The organism is Phyllobacterium sp. TAF24 (genome assembly GCF_052113785.1).
Classification (GTDB): Bacteria; Pseudomonadota; Alphaproteobacteria; order Rhizobiales; family Rhizobiaceae; genus Phyllobacterium.
In genome coordinates, this window is record NZ_JBFRDN010000008.1 from 138,435 (window position 1) to 157,855 (window position 19,421).

A 19,421-nucleotide genomic window follows, 5' to 3' on the forward strand; every position below is an offset into this window, starting at 1 on the left:
CGTGGTTCGACAAGCTCACCATGAGGGAGAGGGAGGATGCAACGCTAATCACCAAGGTTGCAGATCACAAAGGCTGCAGAATATAGCTCCCTTGCACCACCCATCTCCCTCATGGTGAGCTTGTCGAACCACGAACCACGAACAACGCAGCGGTGGCGCTCACCCCCCTCTGTCCTGTCGGACTACCGGGGCGAGCCACGGGTCTCGCCCGTCCTTCGGACCCCCCACAAGGGGGGAGATCACATTGACATGAACGCTTTCCCACAAGCGGAAAAGTTTCAGATTTTGCAAAGGCAGTAGTGAAGGCTGATCTCCCCCCTTGTGGGGGAGATGCCCGACAGGGCAAAGGGGGGTGACGGTCGCATCGCACAATCAACTTCAATCATCCCCCTCAAACGGCACCACCTTTCAATAATGTTCACGTATTGTTTCGCTGGCCCAAATCGTTTAAGACCATTTTCCGGGCCTATTTGCTCCGCAATGCCAGTTGAGGGTTTCCGATGATTGATCCCGTTCTTGCCAAGCGTGGGCTGACACTTGTCTTTGTCATGCTTCTTCTTGATGTCATTGGCATTGCGATCATCGTGCCTGTCATGCCTGCCTATCTGGAAGAATTGACGGGGTCCGATGTCAGCCACGCGGCGATTGATGGCGGGTGGTTGCTGTTTGTCTATGCGGCCATGCAATTTGTCTTTGCGCCGCTGATCGGCAATCTGAGTGACCGGTATGGCCGTCGTCCGGTGCTGCTGGCCTCGGTGTTCACCTTCGCCATCGACAACCTGATCTGCGCGCTTGCAACCAGTTTCGGCATCCTCTTTATCGGACGTGTGCTGGCGGGTATCAGTGGCGCGAGCTTCTCCACGGCATCAGCCTATATTGCCGATGTGAGTACGGACGATAATCGCGCCAAGAATTTTGGCCTGCTCGGCATTGCGTTCGGTGTGGGTTTTATTCTCGGCCCGATCATTGGCGGGTTGCTGGGCGAATTTGGTCCGCGCGTGCCCTTCTATGGTGCGGCGCTGATCGCGTTCCTCAATTTCATCGTTGCCTATTTCTTCCTGCCGGAAACGCTTGATGTGAAGAACCGCCGGACGTTCGACTGGAAACGCGCCAACCCGCTCGGCGCCTTGAAGCAGATGCGCGGTCATAAGGGCATTCTGTGGATTGGGCTCGTGTTCTTCATGCTGACGCTTGGCCACATGGCCTATCCGTCCGTCTGGTCGTTTGTCAGCGATTATCGCTATGGCTGGAACCAGCGGGATATTGGCCTGTCGCTGGGTGTCTTCGGCATGGGCGGGGCGCTGGTTATGGTGTTCATCCTGCCGCGGGTTGTGGCGCGGTTTGGTGAGTGGCGCACGGCGGTGATCGGGCTGGTTTTCACGGCGCTGGGTTTCTTCGGTTATGCCGCCGCGTGGCAGGGCTGGATGGTCTATGCGGTGATTGTCGCGACCTGCCTTGAAAGCATTGCCGATCCAGCCATGCGCAGCATTGCTTCTGCCAAGGTTCCGCCTTCCGAGCAGGGCGAATTGCAGGGTGCAATGACCAGCCTCTTCAGCATCACCAATGTGATCGGCCCGCTGATTTTCACCCAGATATTTGCGATTTTCACGGCACCGACGGCACCTTTTGCCTTTGGCGGTGCGCCCTATGTGCTTGGCGGAATTTTTGTTGTCATCGCCGTGGCGGTCTTTGTGCTGCGCGTGGAGAAGCCCGCCATAGCAACACATGAACCGCTGGAACCGGGTGCCTTGGTGTCCGGTGAAGCTTCATAGCAAGCGCTTCTCGATCCTGATCATCGCGCGCTCGAATATGGCTGGATCATTGAGTGCGCGGGCAAGAACCAGCGCGCCCTGAATATTGGCAACCGCTTCCTCGGCAAGATCGATGGCCTGATCCTGTTCATGACCGGCCTTTTGCAATGCCGTGGCAAGGGAGCTTTGCCAGACAGCGAAATAGTCAAGAATAGCGCTGGCAAAACGGTCCCGCACATTATCGAGGGCGAAGGCACCGACAATGCAGACGCGGCACCCCGAGTGGAAATAATCCGACACGGCCCGGCACATCGCGCTGATCGCCGCTTGCGGATCATCCGATTGGCGCAGCGGGCGATAGATGCGCTCTTCAAACCACGCATCAATGTGCTGCAACACAGCCGTTGCCATCTCGTCCTTGCCGCCGGGAAAGAAGTGATAGAGGCTGCCGCGGCCAAGACCGGTCTTTTCGCCAATCACCGAAAGGCTTGCGCCTTCAAAACCGTATTCACGGAAGGTTTCAGCCAGGGCGGGAATGACATCGGCGCGCTCGGCGATTGTTCGTGCCATGTCTCAGAGGCCCAGTTCGGTCAATCCGGGATGATCCGCCGGGCGCGGTCCGGAGCGGTCCCAGAAAAACTTTCGCTCGGATTCCTTGATCGGCAGATCGTTGATGCAGGCAAAGCGCGTTTGCATCAGGCCGTTTGCGTCAAACTCCCAGTTCTCATTGCCATAGGCGCGAAACCAGTTGCCGGAATCATCGTGATATTCATAGGCGAAACGCACGGCGATGCGGTTATCGGTGAAGGCCCAGAGTTCCTTGATCAGACGATAATCCAGTTCACGGTTCCACTTGCGCGCAAGAAATGCGGCGATGGCCTCGCGCCCCTGCACGAATTCGGCGCGGTTGCGCCAATAGCTATCGGCTGTATAGGCCAGCGCCACCCGTTCCGGATTGCGGGTATTCCAGCCATCTTCAGCTGCACGAACTTTCTGGATGGCGGTTTCGCGGGTGAAGGGCGGAAGGGGTGGACGCTGTTCAGACATGGTACGCTCCTGTTAAACGAGTTGTACTGATTGGTAAAGTCTGTATTGATAAGTACAATCGTTGATCGAAGCTGTCAATCGTCGGTTCAGAAATCAGATCTGCTCCTATTTGATTGGTCGTCGCTTTGCGCTATGCAACCTGTCCCACCTGATGCAATGAGGTTTCCCATGTCCGACGCAAAACGTATTTCGCTTAATTCCGAAGGTCTGTCGCTGTCCCGGCTGGTGCTGGGTGCGTGGCGGCTGCTGGATCAGGGTGCAAAACCGACCGCGGCAGAGGTGGCGCGGCTGATTGACGAGGCTGTTGATCTCGGACTGACCAGCATCGATCATGCGGATATTTATGGCAATTACGGCGTTGAGGCGGCTTTCGGTGCAGGTCTTGCCGATTGGAGCGGCAAGCGCCAGTCCATCGAGCTGATCACCAAATGCGATATCATGCTGACCTCATCAGAGCGTCCGCAAAACCGGGTTAAACATTACGATACCAGCGCAGCGCATATCAAAACTTCGGTGGATCGTTCGTTGCAGAACCTCAAGACCGATTATATCGATGTGCTGCTGTTGCATCGTCCCGATCCGCTGATGGATGCGGATGAAACGGCAGCGGGATTGCAGGACGTGGTGAAAGCGGGAAAAGTGCGCGCCGTGGGCGTGTCGAATTTTACCCCGTCGCAGATGGATCTGTTGACCTCGCGCCTGCCATTCCCGCTTGTCACCAACCAGATCGAGATGTCGGTAACCTATACGGCGCCGCTGACCGATGGCAGTCTCGACCATGCCCAGCGGCTGCGCTATTCGCCGATGATCTGGTCACCGCTGGGTGGCGGCAGCCTGTTCACCGGAACAGGTGAGCAGGAACAGCGGGTGCGTGCTGCGCTGAAAGCTGTTGGTGATGAGCTGGGTATTGATGATATCTCGGCGATTGCCATCGCCTGGCTCCTGAAGCATCCGGCGCGACTCATTCCAGTGCTTGGTAGCCTGAAGCGCGATCGTCTGGCAAAGATGGTGTCAGCACTCGATATCAAACTTGAGCGCCAGCAATGGTTTGCCATTCTGAAAGCCAGCACCGGTGAGGATGTGGCTTAGTTCGGTATTCGTCTGGTTGGTGGGTTGGGGGCGTGGTTCGTGGTTCGTGGTTCGACAAGCTCACCATGAGGGAGAGAGGTGCTGCAATGCTAATCGCAAAGATTGCAGAACTTGGCAGCCTTCAACCCACACCCTTCTCCGTCATCCTCAGTCCTCGGGTTTAACCCGAGGATGACCGAGGACCCATGATCGAGAAGCACGAAAATTGCAGTCGTTCCTTCCCCTTTGTCGTGGGTCCTCGGGTCAAGCCCGAGGATGACGGAGAGGGTTGAGGTGTCGAGGACGACGGAGAGGGGTAGGTTGAAGGCTGCCAAGTTCTGCAGTCTTTGCGATTAGCGTTGCATCCCCCATCTCCCTCATGGTGAGCTTGTCGAACCACGAACCACGCCCACGCTCAGTGGGAAAAAGCTAAGCGGTTTAGCTCCGCGATCAGGCAGCCTGATCGCGTTCGGGTAGGGGTTCCAGACCCTGACGGGCGCGGATCAGATTGGCGAACCGGCGGAACAGGTAATGCGAGTCCTGCGGGCCGGGCGATGCCTCAGGGTGATGCTGCACCGAGAAGATCGATTTGCCTGTTACACGCAGGCCGCAATTGCTGCCGTCAAACAGTGATACGTGGGTTTCTTCGACCCCATCGGGCAATGAATCTGCATCCACGGCAAAACCATGGTTCATCGAGACGATTTCCACCTTGCCCGTTGTGTCGTCGCGCACCGGGTGGTTCGCACCGTGATGGCCCTGATGCATTTTCTTGGTATCCCCACCGAGCGCGAGCGCCAGCATCTGGTGACCAAGGCAGATGCCGAAGACGGGAATATCTGTCTTGATCAGTTCCTGAATGGCGGGAACCGCATATTTACCCGTTGCAGCGGGATCGCCGGGACCGTTTGACAGGAAAATACCGTCTGGCTTGTGGGCGAGAACATCATCAGCCGTTGCCGTTGCCGGAACGATGGTGACCTTGGCACCAAGCCCGGCAATGAGGCGCAGGATATTGCGCTTGATGCCGTAATCGATGGCGACCACATGGAAATCAGGTGCCGTCTGCTGGTCAAAACCTTCGTTCCACACCCATGGCTTCTCGGTCCATACCGAGCTTTGGCCTGATGTAACATCCTTGGCGAGATCAAGATCGAGAAGGCCATGCCAGGCGGCGGCGCGTTTGGTCAGGGCAGGGATGTCGAATTTGCCTTCCGGGTCATGGGCGATAACGCCGTTGGGCATGCCCTTTTCGCGGATGAGAACGGTGAGCGCACGGGTATCGACACCGGCAAGCGCAATCACGCCGCGTGCCTTCAACCAATGGTCGAGGTGTTCGGCAGCGCGGTAGCTTGAGGGTGCCGTGATGTCAGCCTTGAAAATGGCGCCGACGGCACCGGCGCGGTTGGCCGGGTGCAGGTCTTCAATGTCTTCCTTGTTGGTGCCGACATTGCCGATGTGCGGGAAGGTGAATGTGACGATCTGGCCCGCATAGGAGGGGTCGGTAAGGATTTCCTCGTAGCCTGTTAGCGCGGTGTTGAAGCAGACTTCCGCCTCGCAGGCGCCGGTTGCACCAAGGCCCTTGCCTTCGATAACCGTTCCGTCGGCCAGAACCAGAACCGCTGTCGGCTTGAATTCTGTCCAGGCTGCAGTTTTTGCCCCTGCGTCTGTGGTTGTCATGCGGCACTCCTGAATATGGGCCTGAATATGGGCCTGAATGTAGACTGGCGTCGTCGTTATTGATTGGGCATTGAAAAATGCCCTTCGGTATTCCATATGACATGGCTGAACGCGGTGGTCGATTGACCTTACCACCGCAGCAACAACCCAAAATGTCTGGCTAGGTCACGGACCTTAAAGAAAACCGCGCTTCCGGTCAATTGCGACACGAAAACTCTTCGTGGATTTCGGTGCTAACCCCACCTGCCACGATGATTGATTTCGCTCGGACCCACCGGTAGTGTGCGCGGAAAAAGGAGAATACGCTATGCTGCGCGATACTATCGCCGGGGCACTGACATCAGCCGTCAAGGCACAGGACAAGCGCCGCGTTTCAACGCTGCGCCTGATCATGGCCGCTATTCAGGATCGGGATATTCTCAATCGTGGATCGGGCAAGGACCCGGTTACTTCAGATGAGATCACTGCGATTCTCGCCAAGATGATCAAGCAGCGCGAAGAATCCGCGAAGCTTTACGAGGAAGGCAACCGCCTTGAACTGGCTGAGCAGGAGCGCAGCGAGATCGAGATCATCAGCGGTTTTCTGCCCAAGCAGCTTGGCGAAGACGATATCCGTCAGGCCTGCACGCAGGTCATCGATGAAATCGGTGCCGGCGGTTTGCGCGACATGGGCAAGTGCATGAATGCGCTGAAGGAAAAATATGCTGGGCAGATGGACTTCACCAAGGCCAGCGGCATTGTGAAGGAAATCCTCCAGTGATTTCTAGGGTTTGACGGTATGCGGGTTGCCGAACCCGACAACGTCGACAGGACTGTCAAACCCTCTCAACGCATGATTGCCAAATGAGCTACCTTGTATATTGGCTTTGTCGGCAAGGTTGGCGGTCATGAGCAATTCCGCACCAACCTCTTTGGCGAGGGCTTGCAGCCGGGCAGCCCGGTTGACAGGCGAGCCGATGATCGTAAATGAGAATCGGCCAGCCGAACCGATATTGCCATGCACGACTTTTCCCAAGTCGATCCCGATACGGGCGCGCAATGATGGTCTGTTGTTTCGTGACGGATCATCATTCAGCATGTCCAGCGCTTTCAGTCCTTCCAGCGCAGCGTTTACTGCCGTGGCACACAAAGCGCCCTCATTGGCAGGATCGGTGATCGGGAAAAACATCACGACACCATCGCCAACATAGCCCGACACCTGCCCACCGGCGCGCGACAGAGGTCTTGTCACCGTTTCGAAGAAAAGATTGAGATTGCTGATGAGCGATTGGGCGTCCAGCATCTCCGTCATATGGGTAAACTCGACCAAATCGCAGAAAAGCACGATGGCGCTGATTTGCTCGACTTCACCCAGACCCACGCGCCCGTCGAGCATGGCAGTCGCAGCATTGCTGCCAAGATAGGTCTGGAGCAGCGTGCGGGCAGCGGCGGCATTTAATCGGGCGCCCAACGCCAGTGCAAAAACGGGCGTCACGAGATGCAGCAGGTCGATATCAGAAGGTTTAAAGCCACCGGGCTCTTGTGTGATGAAAAAGCTCATCACATCATCAAAAAAACCAATCGTGACATCAGGCTCAAGATGGTTCGCGAAGGCAATGGCGTCTGTTCCTCTGCCTTGCAGCACCGATGCAAATCTATCGCTTTCGGCGTTGAGCCGTAGCACCGTTATTTCCTCTTCCAGCATATAAGGGAAAACATGGACAGAAAGGTCAGTCTTTGCGGCATTGGCCGTATGGCTGTGCCATCGCACCCGGTGCAGTTCCACTTCAGGATCAACGACATCGCACGCAATCTCAATGGTTGAGATGTTCACTCCGGCGTTCAATAAATCCGTGCCCAGAACCGTTGTAATCTCGATATCCGTCATTCCGCTAAGCGATGCTTTGACCAGATCCTGACTAATCTGCAGAAAGGACGCGGCGAGATAGTCGGTTTCGTTCGGCTTCATTTTCTCTGTCCTGTTCTACGGGCATGCGAATTTTTATTCAGAATTGCCAGCAATCTTCCAGCAATCTTAATGCATCCAATTCCAAAAATACCACCGTCAACAGAACCCGCCGGTTTGCGTATGTTCAAATAAAAAGAGCATCGCGGTGTGCGATGCTCCTATGTTTGTAAGGCAGATGCAGACGATAGGAACAAGGAGAAGCCGTTTTCAGCAGGGCACTGAAACGGTCGCTTCAAGGTTGGTGGCGCATGTCGCTCGTGCGTTCCGGTACACCATCATTGCAATTATCAGGGCGATGACACCAGCGGCGATGGAAACGCAGAAGCCGTAGCGCGCGCCATAGGCATCAATGACAAGGCCGGAGACTGACGAACCCAATGCCATTCCAATGCCGATACCCGTCATGGCCCAGGTTATGCCTTCGGTGAGTTTTGATGGTGGGACAAGGCGTTCGATCAGGCCCATCGAGATAATGATGGTCGGTGATACGGCCGCACCGGCAAGAAACAATATCACTGCAAGCGCAGGGATATTGGTGACGAAGAGCAGCGGCAGCGTGGTCAGCATTGCCAAAGTGATGGCATATAGAAATTGCGCCTGTAGAGACTGTTTGAATTTGAGCGTACCGAAGACAAGACCAACAATCAGTGAGCCAGCGGCATAGCTGGCCAGAACAATGCTGGCGGCTGCCTTTTGTCCGTGTTCCTCGGCAAAGGCGATAGCTGTCACCTCTGCGGTGCCGAAGATGGCGCCAATCGCGATCAAGGTCAGCACGATCCATTGCAGGCGGCGAAGGCGGATAACCGAAGTGCCTTTGCTTTTATCCTGGGCATGGACAGGCGGTTCCGTTGATCTTTGAGCAATGAACAGAAGTGCGCCAACTGCCAGAAACAGCGTTGCCGCCAGTGGACCGGCTTCCGGGAAAAGCGCAACGCTCAGTCCGATCGAGATGATCGGTCCCAGCATATAAATGATTTCATCGACAACTGATTCCAGCGCAAATGCGGTGTGGAGTTTGGGTGTGTCGCGATAAATCTCTGTCCAGCGCGCCCGGACCATGGCCGATATGCTTGGCATGAAACCGGCCAGAATGGCGAAAAGAAACAGCACCCAATTGGCAGCGCCATAGCGCGCCGACAACATCAGCGCTGTCAGTGCAAGAATGGTGATGATTGTAACAGGGGGAAGAACGCGCCGCTGTCCATACCGATCAATGAACCGCGAGACTTGCGGGGCAATCAGCGCATTGGAAAGGGCGAACGCAGCCGATACAGCGCCCGCCAGCCAATAGGCGCCATGGGTTTGCGAAAGCATCGTAACGATGCCGAGGGTTATCATGGCAACAGGCAGGCGCGCGATCAATCCGGATGCGGAGAAGGCGAAACTTCCGGGGGCTCTGAAAATATCCCGATAAGCATTGGTCATGGCGAACATTCCTTATAAGCGAAGACTCGCATTTACATACGTAGCGTATGTTTATTAGATAGTTGCATACGCAGCGTATGTCAATTAATATACGCTGTGTATGTAAAGGGAATTTGTATGGCTCATAAACCTCGCGCCGAAATGATTGCAGAAACGCGCGCCAAGCTGGTTGCTGCGGCAAGAGGAGCTTTTGGCACGGTGGGTTATGCCGATGCTTCCATGGATGACTTTACATCCGCTGTCGGTCTGACACGCGGTGCACTCTATCATCATTTCGGTGACAAAAAGGGACTGCTTGAAGCGGTTATTGCCGAGATCGATGCGGAGATGGATACGCGCCTGCTCGAAGTCTCCAGCAAATCGGCAAGCAAATGGCAGGGATTTGTCGATGAGTGTACTGCCTATCTGGAAATGGCGCTGGAGCCGGAAATCCAGCGCATCGTCCTGCGCGATGGTCCTTCCGTCCTTGGCGATCCGGCAATCTGGCCCAACCAGAACAAATGCATCCGCTCCATGTCGGCCAGTCTCGAGGGTCTGCATGCGGATGGAATTATCAAACCGGGTGATCCCGAGGCGCTGGCACGCCTGTTGAATGGTGCTCTGCTGCATGCCGCCTCGTGGATTGCCAACTCGCCCGAACCGGAAGCCACCTCACGCCGGGCTGTCGAGGCGATCAAGGAACTGCTGAACAGCTTGCTTGCGGATGGGACAATGGGCAAGCCGGAGTAGCGCGCTGCATTGCCGATTGTGCGTGCGGTTCGCCCTTCGACAAGCTCAGGAAGCTCACCATGAGGCCCTTCGACAGGCTCAGGGTGAGGGGAGCTTTATTCTGCAATCTTTGTGATACGCAAAGTTGGCGATTATCGTTGCATCCACCGCTCTCCCTCATGGTGAGCCTGTCGAACCACGCACCATGTACCCGCGGCGCTCACCCCCCTCTGCCCTGTCGGACATCTCCCCCACAAGGGGGGAGATCACATCGACATGAACGCCTTTGCACAACCGGAAATGTTTCAGATTGTGCAAAGGCAGTACAGACAGCTGATCTCCCCCCTTGTGGGGGAGATGCCCGACAGGGCAGAGGGGGGTGATTGCATCCTCCAACATTGCAGTTTGGGAACATGCTTTCCCCGTTACCACGCCCGCTTTCGCGTCTGGCTATTGAAAGGTGGGAAAGACGGGCGATCCAAAGGAGAACGCGGAAGTCTTGGTATTGGTAGTCTAATCAGTGCGTTCCCCCGGAACTTTCCTGTTTCAACCAAGAAAACTCCCGGATCACCCGTCCCGATGACTGGTTTTACCCTTGTGAGATAAAACCTTTCCATCTGCGGTTGGGTTCTCCCCGCAGGTGAAATCACCGGTCCTTTCCTGACTTCAGAAGGTTTCCGGAGCATTCCCGCCGGAAAGGACACCATCAGAATAAGCGAGGCTGGATGGTGTTGGATAAGTTGGCACGATTTTTTTTGAAAATGGGTGGTTGCAGAACCATTGTCGCGCCCTTCGACAAGCTCAGGATGAGGGAGAGGGAGGATGCAACGCTAATCGCCGACATTTCAGATCACAGATGTTGCAGCGCAAAGGTTGCAGAATATAGCTCCGGACATCTCAATTCTCTCCGTCATCACCTCAACCCACTCCGTCATCCTCGGGCTTGACCCGAGGACCCACGACAAAGGGGGAGGAAGGAACGACTACAATTTTCGTGCTTCTCGATCATGGTCCTCGGGTCAAGCCCGAGGATGACGGAGAGGGGTAGGTTGAAGGCTGCCAAGTTCTGCAATCTCTGCGATCAGCATTGCATCCACCCAAGCCCCTCATGGTTGTTATGTCGAACCACGGAAGCCGTGGCTCGCCCCGGTAGGGGGAGGTGTCCCCAATACAAAGCTGCATCAAGCATCATCTTACCTTCCCTACTTCGGGGGCGGGCAAGATGCTGCATGCAATACTCAATTATTCAGCGCGCGCAGGCGGGTAGTGTTGAGCAGGCCCTGTTCTTCGAGCACCGGATAGGCCATGGCGGCGAGAAGTGAGTTGATCTGCTTCAGATCGCGGATGGTGTCCAGGTGGATCGAGCTGGTTTCCAGACTGCGCAGCGTACCCTCGCGCAACCGGCTGAAATGACGCTGGCTGCTCTGCTTTTCCAGATCGCGCAAGAGATCCTTTTCCAGAACGAGCTGGTGTGCCATTTCGCTGTCACGCGAAACGAGCACGTTGAACGCCATACGTGCATTGGTCAGCACCTTGGCGTGGAAATTGCTGAGTTCGAGCCAGCCCTCATCGGTGAATTTGAGGTTGCGGTCCATCTTTTTCTGCACCAGCGCCAGCATGTTGCGCACAATGATATCGCCGACCTGTTCAAGCTTGACGCAGGCGCCAAGCAGTTCCTGCGCACGGCCAACCTCCTGCGGGGAGAGCGAGCGGGTCGTCAGCTTGGCGAGGTAAAGCTTGATCGCCGCATGTTTGCGGTCAACCTTGTCATCAAGCCCGGATAGTTCGTCAATGCGGGGCTGCTCGGGGTTCTCGTAGAGGCCAATAACCCGCTGCAGCATGATCTCTACAGTCTCGCAAACGCGCACCGTTTCGCGGGTGGCATTGGCAAGTGCAAGATTAGGCATATCCAGCACGCTTTCATCCAATGCACTCATCTCCGCCTGTTCCAGCGACGGAGCCTGCGGGGCAGGGGCGTTGAGTGCGACGATGGCTTTAGTGGCTTTCAGGACAAGACCCGACAGCGGTACACCAGCTAGCAGAATGATGACGTTAAAGAGGATATGGGCGTGGATAATCTGGTCGGTTGGAGCCGAGCCGAGGAAAGCCACGGATGGTTTGAAGGTGAGATATGCGATGAGGATTATCAGCGAACCGGCGCCGCGCATCAAAAGATTGCCCATGGGCACGATACGCGCCTGCGGTGCGGCGTTACGGGTGAGCAGCGGCGCAATGAAGGATGAGCCGAGATTGACGCCGAACACCATGACCACGCCGAGTTCCGGCTCGATCAAGCCGCGCGAGGCGAAGGTGACGAGCAGCAGGATGGCGGCAATGCTGGAATGAAACAGCCATGTCATCAGGGCAGCCAGCATGAAGGCGGTGATCGGATCGGTGTTCAGATAGCTGACGATAACCGGCAGGAGATCGCTGTTGCGCAACGGTTCTGTAGCCTGACCGGTCATCTCAAGCGAAAGCACGAGCAGACCGATGCCGACGAGAATGCGGCCGATCTGGCGCCAGTCGCCGCGTTCGGTCGACATGAAAATGACGGTACCGGCGAGAAGACAGACGGGAACCAGCAGCGTCAGATCAAAACTGAGGATGAGGACCACAAGCGCCGAACCTACCTCGGCACCGCGCACGGCCATGAGGCCAGAAATGCCGCTGACAATGCCAGAGCCCACGAAGGAACCAACGAGCAGGCTGACCGCAGTCGAACTCTGCAGAGCGATGGAAAGCATCGTTCCCCAAAGGACCGCAAGAACCGGATTGTGCAGGACGCCGCGCAGGCTTTGGCGCATACGCTCACCATAGGCGCGCTCGACGCCGGTGCGAACCATGCGGGTCGCCCACAATAAAAGAGCCACTGCACCAGCAAGATGCAATAAAACTGTCGAACCGTTCACTTGAGCCAATCCTGACTAGGTGGAAAAATGCGGTAGACAACCAGACGAATTCTAGTTGCTAATTATTAAGATAACATATCATTCCAAAAGGGGAAAAAATATGTTCCGGCTAAGAAGAATTGTGTCGTTTTTGGCAAAGTGTAACAGTTTTATGACAGTTTTTTGATGAATCGGAAATTATGAGCCGGCTTTCTATAAGGCGCGCTGATATGTTGATAAGGTAATCTGATATTTAAATCGGAATCAGAGTGATGAGCAGGGGATGACAGCCTTGCAGGCCTTCCACCGCCACACGATATAATGCAATATGGATTTGGTTCTGCAGACCGCTGTGCGAGCCATCAAAACAGTGCGGTTTTTAGAACCGCCAGATTGAGCGAACGAAGAACAGCATGCGATTTCCACCATCCTTTCTCGACGAGATCAGGGAGCGTGTACCGATTTCCAGTGTGATCGGCACGCGGGTGTCATTCGACCGGAAAAAAACCAACGCGCCGAAGGGTGATTTCTGGGCATGCTGTCCGTTCCATGGCGAGAAGTCGCCGAGTTTCCATTGTGAGGATCGCAAGGGCCGCTACCATTGCTTCGGTTGCGGGGTGACGGGTGATCACTTCAAGTTCCTGACGGAGCTTGAGGGCCTGAGCTTTCCAGAGGCCGTGCAGCGGGTTGCTGATATGGCGGGTATTCCCATGCCGGCGCGCGATGCCGAAATGGAAATACGCGAGGCCAAGCGCGCGACGCTTTATGACGTCATGGATATGGCGACGAAATTCTTTGAGGAGCAGTTGCAGTCGGCGGCGGGTGCCAAGGCGCGGGCCTATCTGCGTGATCGCGGGCTGTCAGCGACCACACAACATGCCTATCGTCTGGGGTATTCGCCTGAGAGCCGCAATGCGCTRAAGGAACATCTGGCGCTGAAAGGTGCAACGCGGGAACAGATCGAGGCTTGCGGGCTGGTGGTCTATGGCGACGACAAGCCTGTTTCCTATGACCGGTTCCGCGACCGCATCATGTTCCCGATCGAGGATTTGCGCGGGCGGGTTATTGCCTTTGGCGGCCGTGCGCTGACGCCCAATGCGCCAGCCAAATATCTGAACTCCAACGAAACCGAGCTTTTCCACAAGGGCAAGGTCCTGTTCAATGCTTTGCGTGCGCGCAGGTTTGCCCAGCCGCAGGCGGGTCAGGCGGCCAAATCAGTTATCGCCGTTGAAGGCTATATGGATGTGATCGCGCTGGCGCAGGCGGGTTTTGGCCAGGCCGTTGCACCGCTGGGGACAGCGCTGACTGAGGACCAGCTTGATCTCCTGTGGCGCATGTCGCCGGAGCCGGTCCTGTGTTTTGATGGCGATCAGGCTGGGATCAAGGCCGCTTACCGCGCCATTGATCTTGCCATGCCTGCTTTGAAGCCGGGCCGGTCATTGCGCTTTGCCGTGCTGCCCGAGGGCAAAGACCCGGATGATCTCGTCAAGGCATCAGGGCCGCAGGCATTTCAGGCGGTGCTTGACGATGCGCGTCCGCTCGCCGACATGCTGTGGACCCGCGAGACCAGCGGCGGCGTGTTTGACACGCCCGAACGGCGGGCTGAACTGGAATCCCGGCTCAAGCAGATGACGGCGCTGATTGCCGATGAAAATGTGCGCCGCCATTATGCGCAGGATGTGCGCGAGCGTATCCAGCAGTTCTTTGGGTCAAATCAACGCAATAACAATAATCGCCGCGATGGCGGGCAGCGCGGCAATGGCCAGAACGGTTATGGCCAGAACAGTTATGGCCAAAGGGGCAGGGGCGCTGCATCGGGACGGCTGGCGGTTTCCGACAGTCTGGCTCGTTCGGTGCTGGTTAAGACAACATCGGCAGCGCCGCCTTTGCGCGAAACAGCTATATTAATGACGCTGTTCAACCATCCCCGGCTGATCGAAGAGGATTTTGAAACGGTTGTGCGGCTGGAATTCAGCCACCCGGATCTGAAGCGCTTTCATTCGGCCATGCTGAATGCGCTGGCCGAGCACCATGTGGTGGACGGCGCTGAAATGCGCAAAGCGATGACCGAGGCCGGACATGGCACGCTGATCGAGGCGCTGGAAGCGCTTGCCCGGCGGGCGCGCATGTGGACGGCCACCGCAGAAGCCGCTGAAGAAGACGCGCTGGAAGCATTACGGCAGGCCGTTCACTTGCATCAGCGCGCAAGCACACTACATAAAGAGCTGAAAGTAGCTGAAACCGCGTTGGCCACCGATACAACCGACGAAAACCTGAACCGGCTGCTCGATATTCAGAACGATATCCGTAACGCGCAAGCTACGGAAGCACTGATCGAGGGCTTCGGAATACCCTCCGGACGCTCCGGAAAGGGTTTTTGACGGAATTGATTCGCTTTTTTACCCCGAATCAGTTGAGTCGGGGTTGACGTGGGTGAATAATGACGGAATCAGATTGCGCGGAATTGAAAATATTGCGTTGATGTTTGTAGGTTTGGCTGAAAAACCTGTAAATACGGCAAATATACAATGTGCTCGCCATCGGAATAACAAGGTTAATCCGGCATTAACGGGATTTCGGCTAGTCGATCATTTACTACCTTGACGCTGTAGGGGAACCGGTGCGCCACCGCACTCGTTAGTTCCCATGCATGAACAAAGCGAAACGTCGCTTGGAGACATAGAATATGGCAACGAAAGCAAAGGAAAACGAAGAAGTAGAAGTCGAGCGCGAAGGCGCGCCGGACGGACCGCTTCTCGACCTTTCCGATGACGCTGTCAAGAAGATGATCAAGCTCGCCAAGAAGCGCGGCTATGTGACGATGGACGAGCTTAATGCCGTTCTTCCGTCCGAAGAGGTCACTTCCGAACAGATTGAAGACACGATGGCTATGCTCAGTGATATGGGCATCAATGTTGTCGAGGACGACGAACAGGACGCGGACGCCGAAGAGGCTGACAATAGCGACGACGAGAGCGATGCTCGCGAACTCGCCGACGCAACCGGCACAGCCGTCGCACCAACCGTCACCAAGAAAGAACCAACCGACCGTACAGACGACCCTGTTCGCATGTATCTGCGCGAGATGGGCACCGTCGAGCTTCTGTCGCGCGAAGGCGAAATCGCCATCGCCAAGCGGATCGAGGCCGGGCGCGAGACGATGATCTCAGGGCTGTGCGAAAGCCCGTTGACCTTCCAGGCCATCATCATCTGGCGCGATGCCTTGAACGACTCGCAGATTCTTTTGCGCGAAATCATCGATCTGGAAACCACCTATGCGGGCCCCGAAGCCAAGCAGGCTCCAGTGATCGAGCGCGTCGAGGAAGAAAAGCCTGCCGCTGGCAATGATCGCTCGCGCAGCCGCCGCGACGATGATGACATTACCAATGTTGGTGGTGATACGCCCGTTGAAGACGATGATGATGAGGACGATGAAGCCAATCTGTCGCTTGCCGCGATGGAAGCTGAACTGCGTCCGCAGGTCATGGAAACGCTCGACGTTATCGCCGATACCTATAAGAAGCTGCGCAAGCTGCAGGACCAGCAGGTGGAAGCCCGCCTCGCTGCCTCGGGTTCCCTGTCGCCCAGCCAGGAGCGTCGCTACAAGGAACTGAAGGATCAGCTGATCAAGGCAGTGAAGTCACTGTCGCTGAACCAGAACCGTATCGAAGCGCTGGTTGCCCAGCTTTATGACATCAACAAGCGTCTGGTCCAGAATGAAGGCCGCCTCTTGCGTCTTGCCGAATCCTATGGCGTGCGCCGCGAGGACTTCCTGAAGGAATATCAGGGCAACGAACTTGATCCGAACTGGCTGAAGGCCGTTTCCAACCTCACCACCCGTGGCTGGAAAGAGTTCACCAAGAACGAAAAAGACACGATCAAGAACCTGCGCACGGAAATCCAGAACATGGCGCAGGAAACTGCGATCTCGATTTCGGAATTCCGCCGCATCGTCAATCAGGTGCAGAAGGGCGAGCGCGAAGCAGCGCTGGCCAAGAAGGAAATGGTCGAGGCAAATCTGCGTCTCGTTATTTCCATCGCCAAGAAGTACACGAACCGCGGTCTGCAGTTCCTCGATCTCATTCAGGAAGGCAATATCGGCCTGATGAAGGCGGTCGATAAGTTCGAATATCGCCGTGGTTACAAGTTCTCGACCTATGCGACATGGTGGATTCGTCAGGCGATTACCCGTTCGATCGCCGATCAGGCGCGCACCATCCGTATTCCGGTGCACATGATCGAAACGATCAACAAGATCGTCCGCACATCGCGCCAGATGCTGCATGAAATTGGCCGTGAACCGACGCCGGAAGAACTGGCTGAAAAGCTGGCCATGCCGCTTGAAAAAGTGCGCAAGGTTCTGAAGATCGCCAAGGAGCCGATTTCGCTGGAAACGCCGGTGGGTGATGAAGAAGATTCACATCTTGGCGATTTCATCGAAGACAAGAATGCGCTGCTGCCAATCGATGCGGCCATTCAGGCGAACCTGCGTGACACGACAACCCGCGTTCTGGCTTCGCTGACCCCGCGTGAGGAACGCGTTCTGCGCATGCGCTTCGGCATTGGCATGAACACGGACCACACACTGGAAGAAGTCGGCCAGCAGTTCTCGGTTACGCGCGAGCGTATCCGCCAGATCGAAGCGAAAGCACTGCGCAAGCTCAAGCACCCGAGCCGCTCGCGCAAACTGCGCTCGTTCCTCGACAGCTAAGCGTTATATCGCCGGTTTTATGACCGGATATCTTGCTAGAAAACGCCGGGCCTCAGAGCCCGGCGTTTTTGCATTCACGAGTTGAGACTGTAACTTAGTCAAAAGTATAATATAAATTCTGTTCATCTTATATATAATCGATGCGTACTTAGATTCTATTTGTCTTTTTTATTTTGTTTTGTTTTAAGGTTTTTGCCAATGAAGTATGTTTTTTTCTTCGCAATTTTTCTGCTGACTCCCGCAGCAGCATTGGCTGCGGATGCCCTTCCTTCGACACCTAAACCGCCTGTCGCTGCCCACAACTGGAGTGGTTTTTATGCCGGTATCATGGGCGGTTACGCAAAAGAAGATAGTAAGAACGCCCCTCGTGTCGATGGTGGCTTTGGCGGCGGTGTGCTTGGCTATAACTGGCAGATACCAAATAGCCCGGTGGTCTTGGGCGTCGACGTTTATGCCGGAGTCGCGGACGCCAAAGCATCAGTAGAGTTCTTCGGGATCACTATGGCTAGTAAACTTAACGCGCTTGGGTCTGTTACAGGTCGCGTGGGTATCGCTGTTGATCCTGCGTTGTTTTACCTGAAAGGTGGGTATGCTTTGGCACATAATAGGCTTTCTGTCAGTGGCTTTGACCTTAAAGTAACTGAAAGTCACTGGCATACTGGCTGGACTGCGGGCGGAGGCCTTGAGTATATGGTTACTCCGAAATTATCGGCCAACGTAGAATATATGTATATCAACCTTGGAAGCGAGAAATATTTCGATGTAGACGGTGGGAAGCTGCCATTGCGGACAGTGAGAGCGGGGCTCTCCTACCACCTCAACTAGAGCCCGGACCTTAATCACTAGAAGATGTTTAGAGCAGATCGAAGCCAAGGCACTGCGCAAGCTCAAGCATCCGAGCCGCTCACCGAAGCTGGCTGGGTTTTCGACGACTGGTTGCGCGAAACGACGGCGTCATCGGCCGGATAATTTGCAGTAAAACGCTGGGCTCGGAAACCCGGAGTTTTGCGTTCGAGATCCCTGATACAAAGTTGAACGGGCGTACTAGCCGAAGGTCGTATGGTTATTTTGAGAACTTCATATATCTCAAATGCATATTCTGATTCTATTCATCTTTTTTTCATTTTAATTTGTAGGATTTTTCAATGAAGTACGGTTTTCTTACCGCGATGTTGCTTTTTTCCACATCCGCCTTTGCTTCCGATCCGGTATTGCCATCATCGGAAACAGTTGTTCGGGTTGGAAACTGGAGTGGGTTCTACGTTGGAATTAACGGTGGTTGGGGCCAAAGCCACGATAACCGTGGGATCGATGGCCTCGGCAGCTTAAGCAGCTACGATGCCAGCGGCGGCTCAGCCGGTGGTCAGATTGGCTATCGCTGGCAGACCAGCGGCTGGGTGTTCGGTCTGGAAGCGCAGGGCAATTGGGCCGACATCTCCGGGAGCAACGCCAATCTTGTCGTTCCGGGTGGCGTTGTTCGCTCCAAGATGGATGCATTCGGTCTATTGACCGGTCAAGTGGGCTATGTGTGGAGCGACGTTTTGCTTTATGCAAAGGGCGGTTTGGCCGTCACCAATCGAAACTATCAGTTTCTGGCACCGGGCGGTGCATTTGCATCCGAAACCGGCTTCGACACCCGCATCAGCGGTACAGCGGGTGCAGGTCTCGAATTGGGCCTTGCTGAGAACTGGTCGCTTGGTATCGAATACAATCACATCTTCGATGATCATCACAGCGTGACATTCACCACCCCGAATGATCTCTCCGTCGGGGGCTTCAGTTCAGGTGGCGGTACTAATCTTGTGCTGGGGCGTCTGAATTATAAGTTCGGTGGTTCCACAAGCGCGAAATATTGATCTGTTGCCGTTCATCCGTCACCATTGGTAAACAACGATGCTCGAAACTTATCGACTACGATGGGACGAACGTGTCTCCCTTTCATCACACCTCTCCCTCATGGTGAGCAACTGTGTTTGGGTGTTGATCAGATTTGGTGTTCTAATCTCCATGGTGTGTCGGTTTTGATGATGGCGTTGATGATGACGATGAGTTTTCGCATGATGGCCACAATTGCAACCTTGAAGGGTTTTCCAGCGGCTCTGAGTTTCTGGTAGAAGCGTGCCAGTGGCTGGCTCTTGGCCCTTATGATGGAAAGGCACGCCATGTAGAGGATGCGCCTGATATGAGGGCGGCCC

The 19,421-nt window shown here is 55.4% G+C and carries 14 protein-coding genes and 1 pseudogene; 8 read left to right on the forward strand and 7 right to left on the reverse strand.

Annotated features, from left to right (window positions below):
• Positions 1 to 500: 500 nt before the first annotated feature.
• Positions 501 to 1,772 carry a TCR/Tet family MFS transporter gene (locus tag AB4Y96_RS09740; RefSeq protein WP_441916989.1) on the forward strand — a complete coding sequence of 424 codons (1,272 nt, stop codon included), beginning with the start codon at positions 501 to 503 and terminating at the stop codon, positions 1,770 to 1,772.
• Here the strand turns inward: AB4Y96_RS09740 and AB4Y96_RS09745 are convergent.
• Complete coding sequence (locus tag AB4Y96_RS09745) at positions 1,767 to 2,321, reverse strand: TetR/AcrR family transcriptional regulator (protein WP_441916991.1); 555 nt, start codon at positions 2,319 to 2,321, stop codon at positions 1,767 to 1,769. The two genes, AB4Y96_RS09740 and AB4Y96_RS09745, sit on opposite strands and share 6 nt — an antisense overlap.
• 3 nt (positions 2,322 to 2,324) lie before the next feature.
• Positions 2,325 to 2,798 carry a nuclear transport factor 2 family protein gene (locus tag AB4Y96_RS09750; protein WP_441916993.1) on the reverse strand — a complete coding sequence of 158 codons (474 nt, stop codon included), beginning with the start codon at positions 2,796 to 2,798 and terminating at the stop codon, positions 2,325 to 2,327.
• A gap of 168 nt (positions 2,799 to 2,966) precedes the next feature.
• Here AB4Y96_RS09750 and AB4Y96_RS09755 point away from each other — a divergent pair, with 168 nt between their 5' ends.
• Complete coding sequence (locus AB4Y96_RS09755) at positions 2,967 to 3,887, forward strand: aldo/keto reductase (protein WP_441916995.1); 921 nt, start codon at positions 2,967 to 2,969, stop codon at positions 3,885 to 3,887.
• A gap of 429 nt (positions 3,888 to 4,316) precedes the next feature.
• Here AB4Y96_RS09755 and carA read toward each other — a convergent pair whose 3' ends face one another.
• A complete protein-coding gene (gene carA, locus AB4Y96_RS09760) occupies positions 4,317 to 5,546 on the reverse strand; it encodes a glutamine-hydrolyzing carbamoyl-phosphate synthase small subunit (protein WP_091878508.1) in 1,230 nt (409 codons plus the stop codon).
• Between the two features lie 307 nt (positions 5,547 to 5,853).
• Between carA and AB4Y96_RS09765 the strand changes: the two genes are divergently transcribed.
• The gene (locus AB4Y96_RS09765; protein ID WP_091877947.1) at positions 5,854 to 6,306 is read left to right on the forward strand and encodes a GatB/YqeY domain-containing protein; all 453 of its coding nucleotides are present in this window, start codon (positions 5,854 to 5,856) and stop codon (positions 6,304 to 6,306) included.
• 3 nt (positions 6,307 to 6,309) lie between these two features.
• Here the strand turns inward: AB4Y96_RS09765 and AB4Y96_RS09770 are convergent, their stop codons facing one another.
• The gene (locus tag AB4Y96_RS09770) at positions 6,310 to 7,494 is read right to left on the reverse strand and encodes an adenylate/guanylate cyclase domain-containing protein (protein WP_441916998.1); all 1,185 of its coding nucleotides are present in this window, start codon (positions 7,492 to 7,494) and stop codon (positions 6,310 to 6,312) included.
• A 207-nt stretch (positions 7,495 to 7,701) separates the two neighbouring features.
• Positions 7,702 to 8,919 (reverse strand): MFS transporter, encoded by a 1,218-nt coding sequence (locus AB4Y96_RS09775; protein WP_441916999.1) that lies wholly within the window; start codon positions 8,917 to 8,919, stop codon positions 7,702 to 7,704.
• 117 nt (positions 8,920 to 9,036) lie between these two features.
• On the opposite strand from AB4Y96_RS09775, the gene AB4Y96_RS09780 reads away from it, so the two are divergent.
• A complete protein-coding gene (locus AB4Y96_RS09780; protein ID WP_441917001.1) occupies positions 9,037 to 9,648 on the forward strand; it encodes a TetR/AcrR family transcriptional regulator in 612 nt (203 codons plus the stop codon).
• Positions 9,649 to 10,865: 1,217 nt separating this feature from the next.
• On the opposite strand, the gene AB4Y96_RS09785 is transcribed toward AB4Y96_RS09780, so the two are convergent.
• Positions 10,866 to 12,536, reverse strand: a complete 1,671-nt coding sequence (locus tag AB4Y96_RS09785) for a Na/Pi cotransporter family protein (RefSeq protein ID WP_441917003.1) — start codon at positions 12,534 to 12,536, stop codon at positions 10,866 to 10,868.
• Positions 12,537 to 12,928: 392 nt separating this feature from the next.
• Here AB4Y96_RS09785 and dnaG point away from each other — a divergent pair, with 392 nt between their 5' ends.
• The 4 genes from dnaG (at position 12,929) to AB4Y96_RS09805 (ending at position 19,082) form a co-directional block, all read left to right on the forward strand.
• Complete coding sequence (dnaG, locus tag AB4Y96_RS09790; protein ID WP_091877941.1) at positions 12,929 to 14,896, forward strand: DNA primase; 1,968 nt, start codon at positions 12,929 to 12,931, stop codon at positions 14,894 to 14,896.
• Between the two features lie 305 nt (positions 14,897 to 15,201).
• Positions 15,202 to 17,226 (forward strand): RNA polymerase sigma factor RpoD, encoded by a 2,025-nt coding sequence (gene rpoD, locus AB4Y96_RS09795; protein WP_091877940.1) that lies wholly within the window; start codon positions 15,202 to 15,204, stop codon positions 17,224 to 17,226.
• A gap of 198 nt (positions 17,227 to 17,424) precedes the next feature.
• Positions 17,425 to 18,051, forward strand: coding sequence for an outer membrane protein (locus tag AB4Y96_RS09800; protein ID WP_441917005.1), 627 nt, complete (start codon positions 17,425 to 17,427; stop codon positions 18,049 to 18,051).
• 320 nt (positions 18,052 to 18,371) lie between these two features.
• Positions 18,372 to 19,082: an outer membrane protein gene (locus AB4Y96_RS09805; protein WP_441917007.1), complete on the forward strand. Its 711-nt coding sequence runs from the start codon at positions 18,372 to 18,374 to the stop codon at positions 19,080 to 19,082.
• A 128-nt stretch (positions 19,083 to 19,210) separates the two neighbouring features.
• Here AB4Y96_RS09805 and AB4Y96_RS09810 read toward each other — a convergent pair.
• Positions 19,211 to 19,421: pseudogene (locus AB4Y96_RS09810) on the reverse strand (hypothetical protein); the annotation flags it as partial.

Coding starts and splice junctions, on each gene's coding strand:
- AB4Y96_RS09775 (WP_441916999.1), bottom strand. CDS start 8,919: ATGACCAATGCTTATCGGGATATTTTCAGAGCCCCCGGAAGTTTCGCC.
- AB4Y96_RS09805 (WP_441917007.1), top strand. CDS start 18,372: ATGAAGTACGGTTTTCTTACCGCGATGTTGCTTTTTTCCACATCCGCC.
- AB4Y96_RS09740 (WP_441916989.1), top strand. CDS start 501: ATGATTGATCCCGTTCTTGCCAAGCGTGGGCTGACACTTGTCTTTGTC.
- AB4Y96_RS09755 (WP_441916995.1), top strand. CDS start 2,967: ATGTCCGACGCAAAACGTATTTCGCTTAATTCCGAAGGTCTGTCGCTG.
- AB4Y96_RS09770 (WP_441916998.1), bottom strand. CDS start 7,494: ATGAAGCCGAACGAAACCGACTATCTCGCCGCGTCCTTTCTGCAGATT.
- AB4Y96_RS09750 (WP_441916993.1), bottom strand. CDS start 2,798: ATGTCTGAACAGCGTCCACCCCTTCCGCCCTTCACCCGCGAAACCGCC.
- AB4Y96_RS09780 (WP_441917001.1), top strand. CDS start 9,037: ATGGCTCATAAACCTCGCGCCGAAATGATTGCAGAAACGCGCGCCAAG.
- rpoD (WP_091877940.1), top strand. CDS start 15,202: ATGGCAACGAAAGCAAAGGAAAACGAAGAAGTAGAAGTCGAGCGCGAA.
- AB4Y96_RS09745 (WP_441916991.1), bottom strand. CDS start 2,321: ATGGCACGAACAATCGCCGAGCGCGCCGATGTCATTCCCGCCCTGGCT.
- AB4Y96_RS09800 (WP_441917005.1), top strand. CDS start 17,425: ATGAAGTATGTTTTTTTCTTCGCAATTTTTCTGCTGACTCCCGCAGCA.
- carA (WP_091878508.1), bottom strand. CDS start 5,546: ATGACAACCACAGACGCAGGGGCAAAAACTGCAGCCTGGACAGAATTC.
- AB4Y96_RS09765 (WP_091877947.1), top strand. CDS start 5,854: ATGCTGCGCGATACTATCGCCGGGGCACTGACATCAGCCGTCAAGGCA.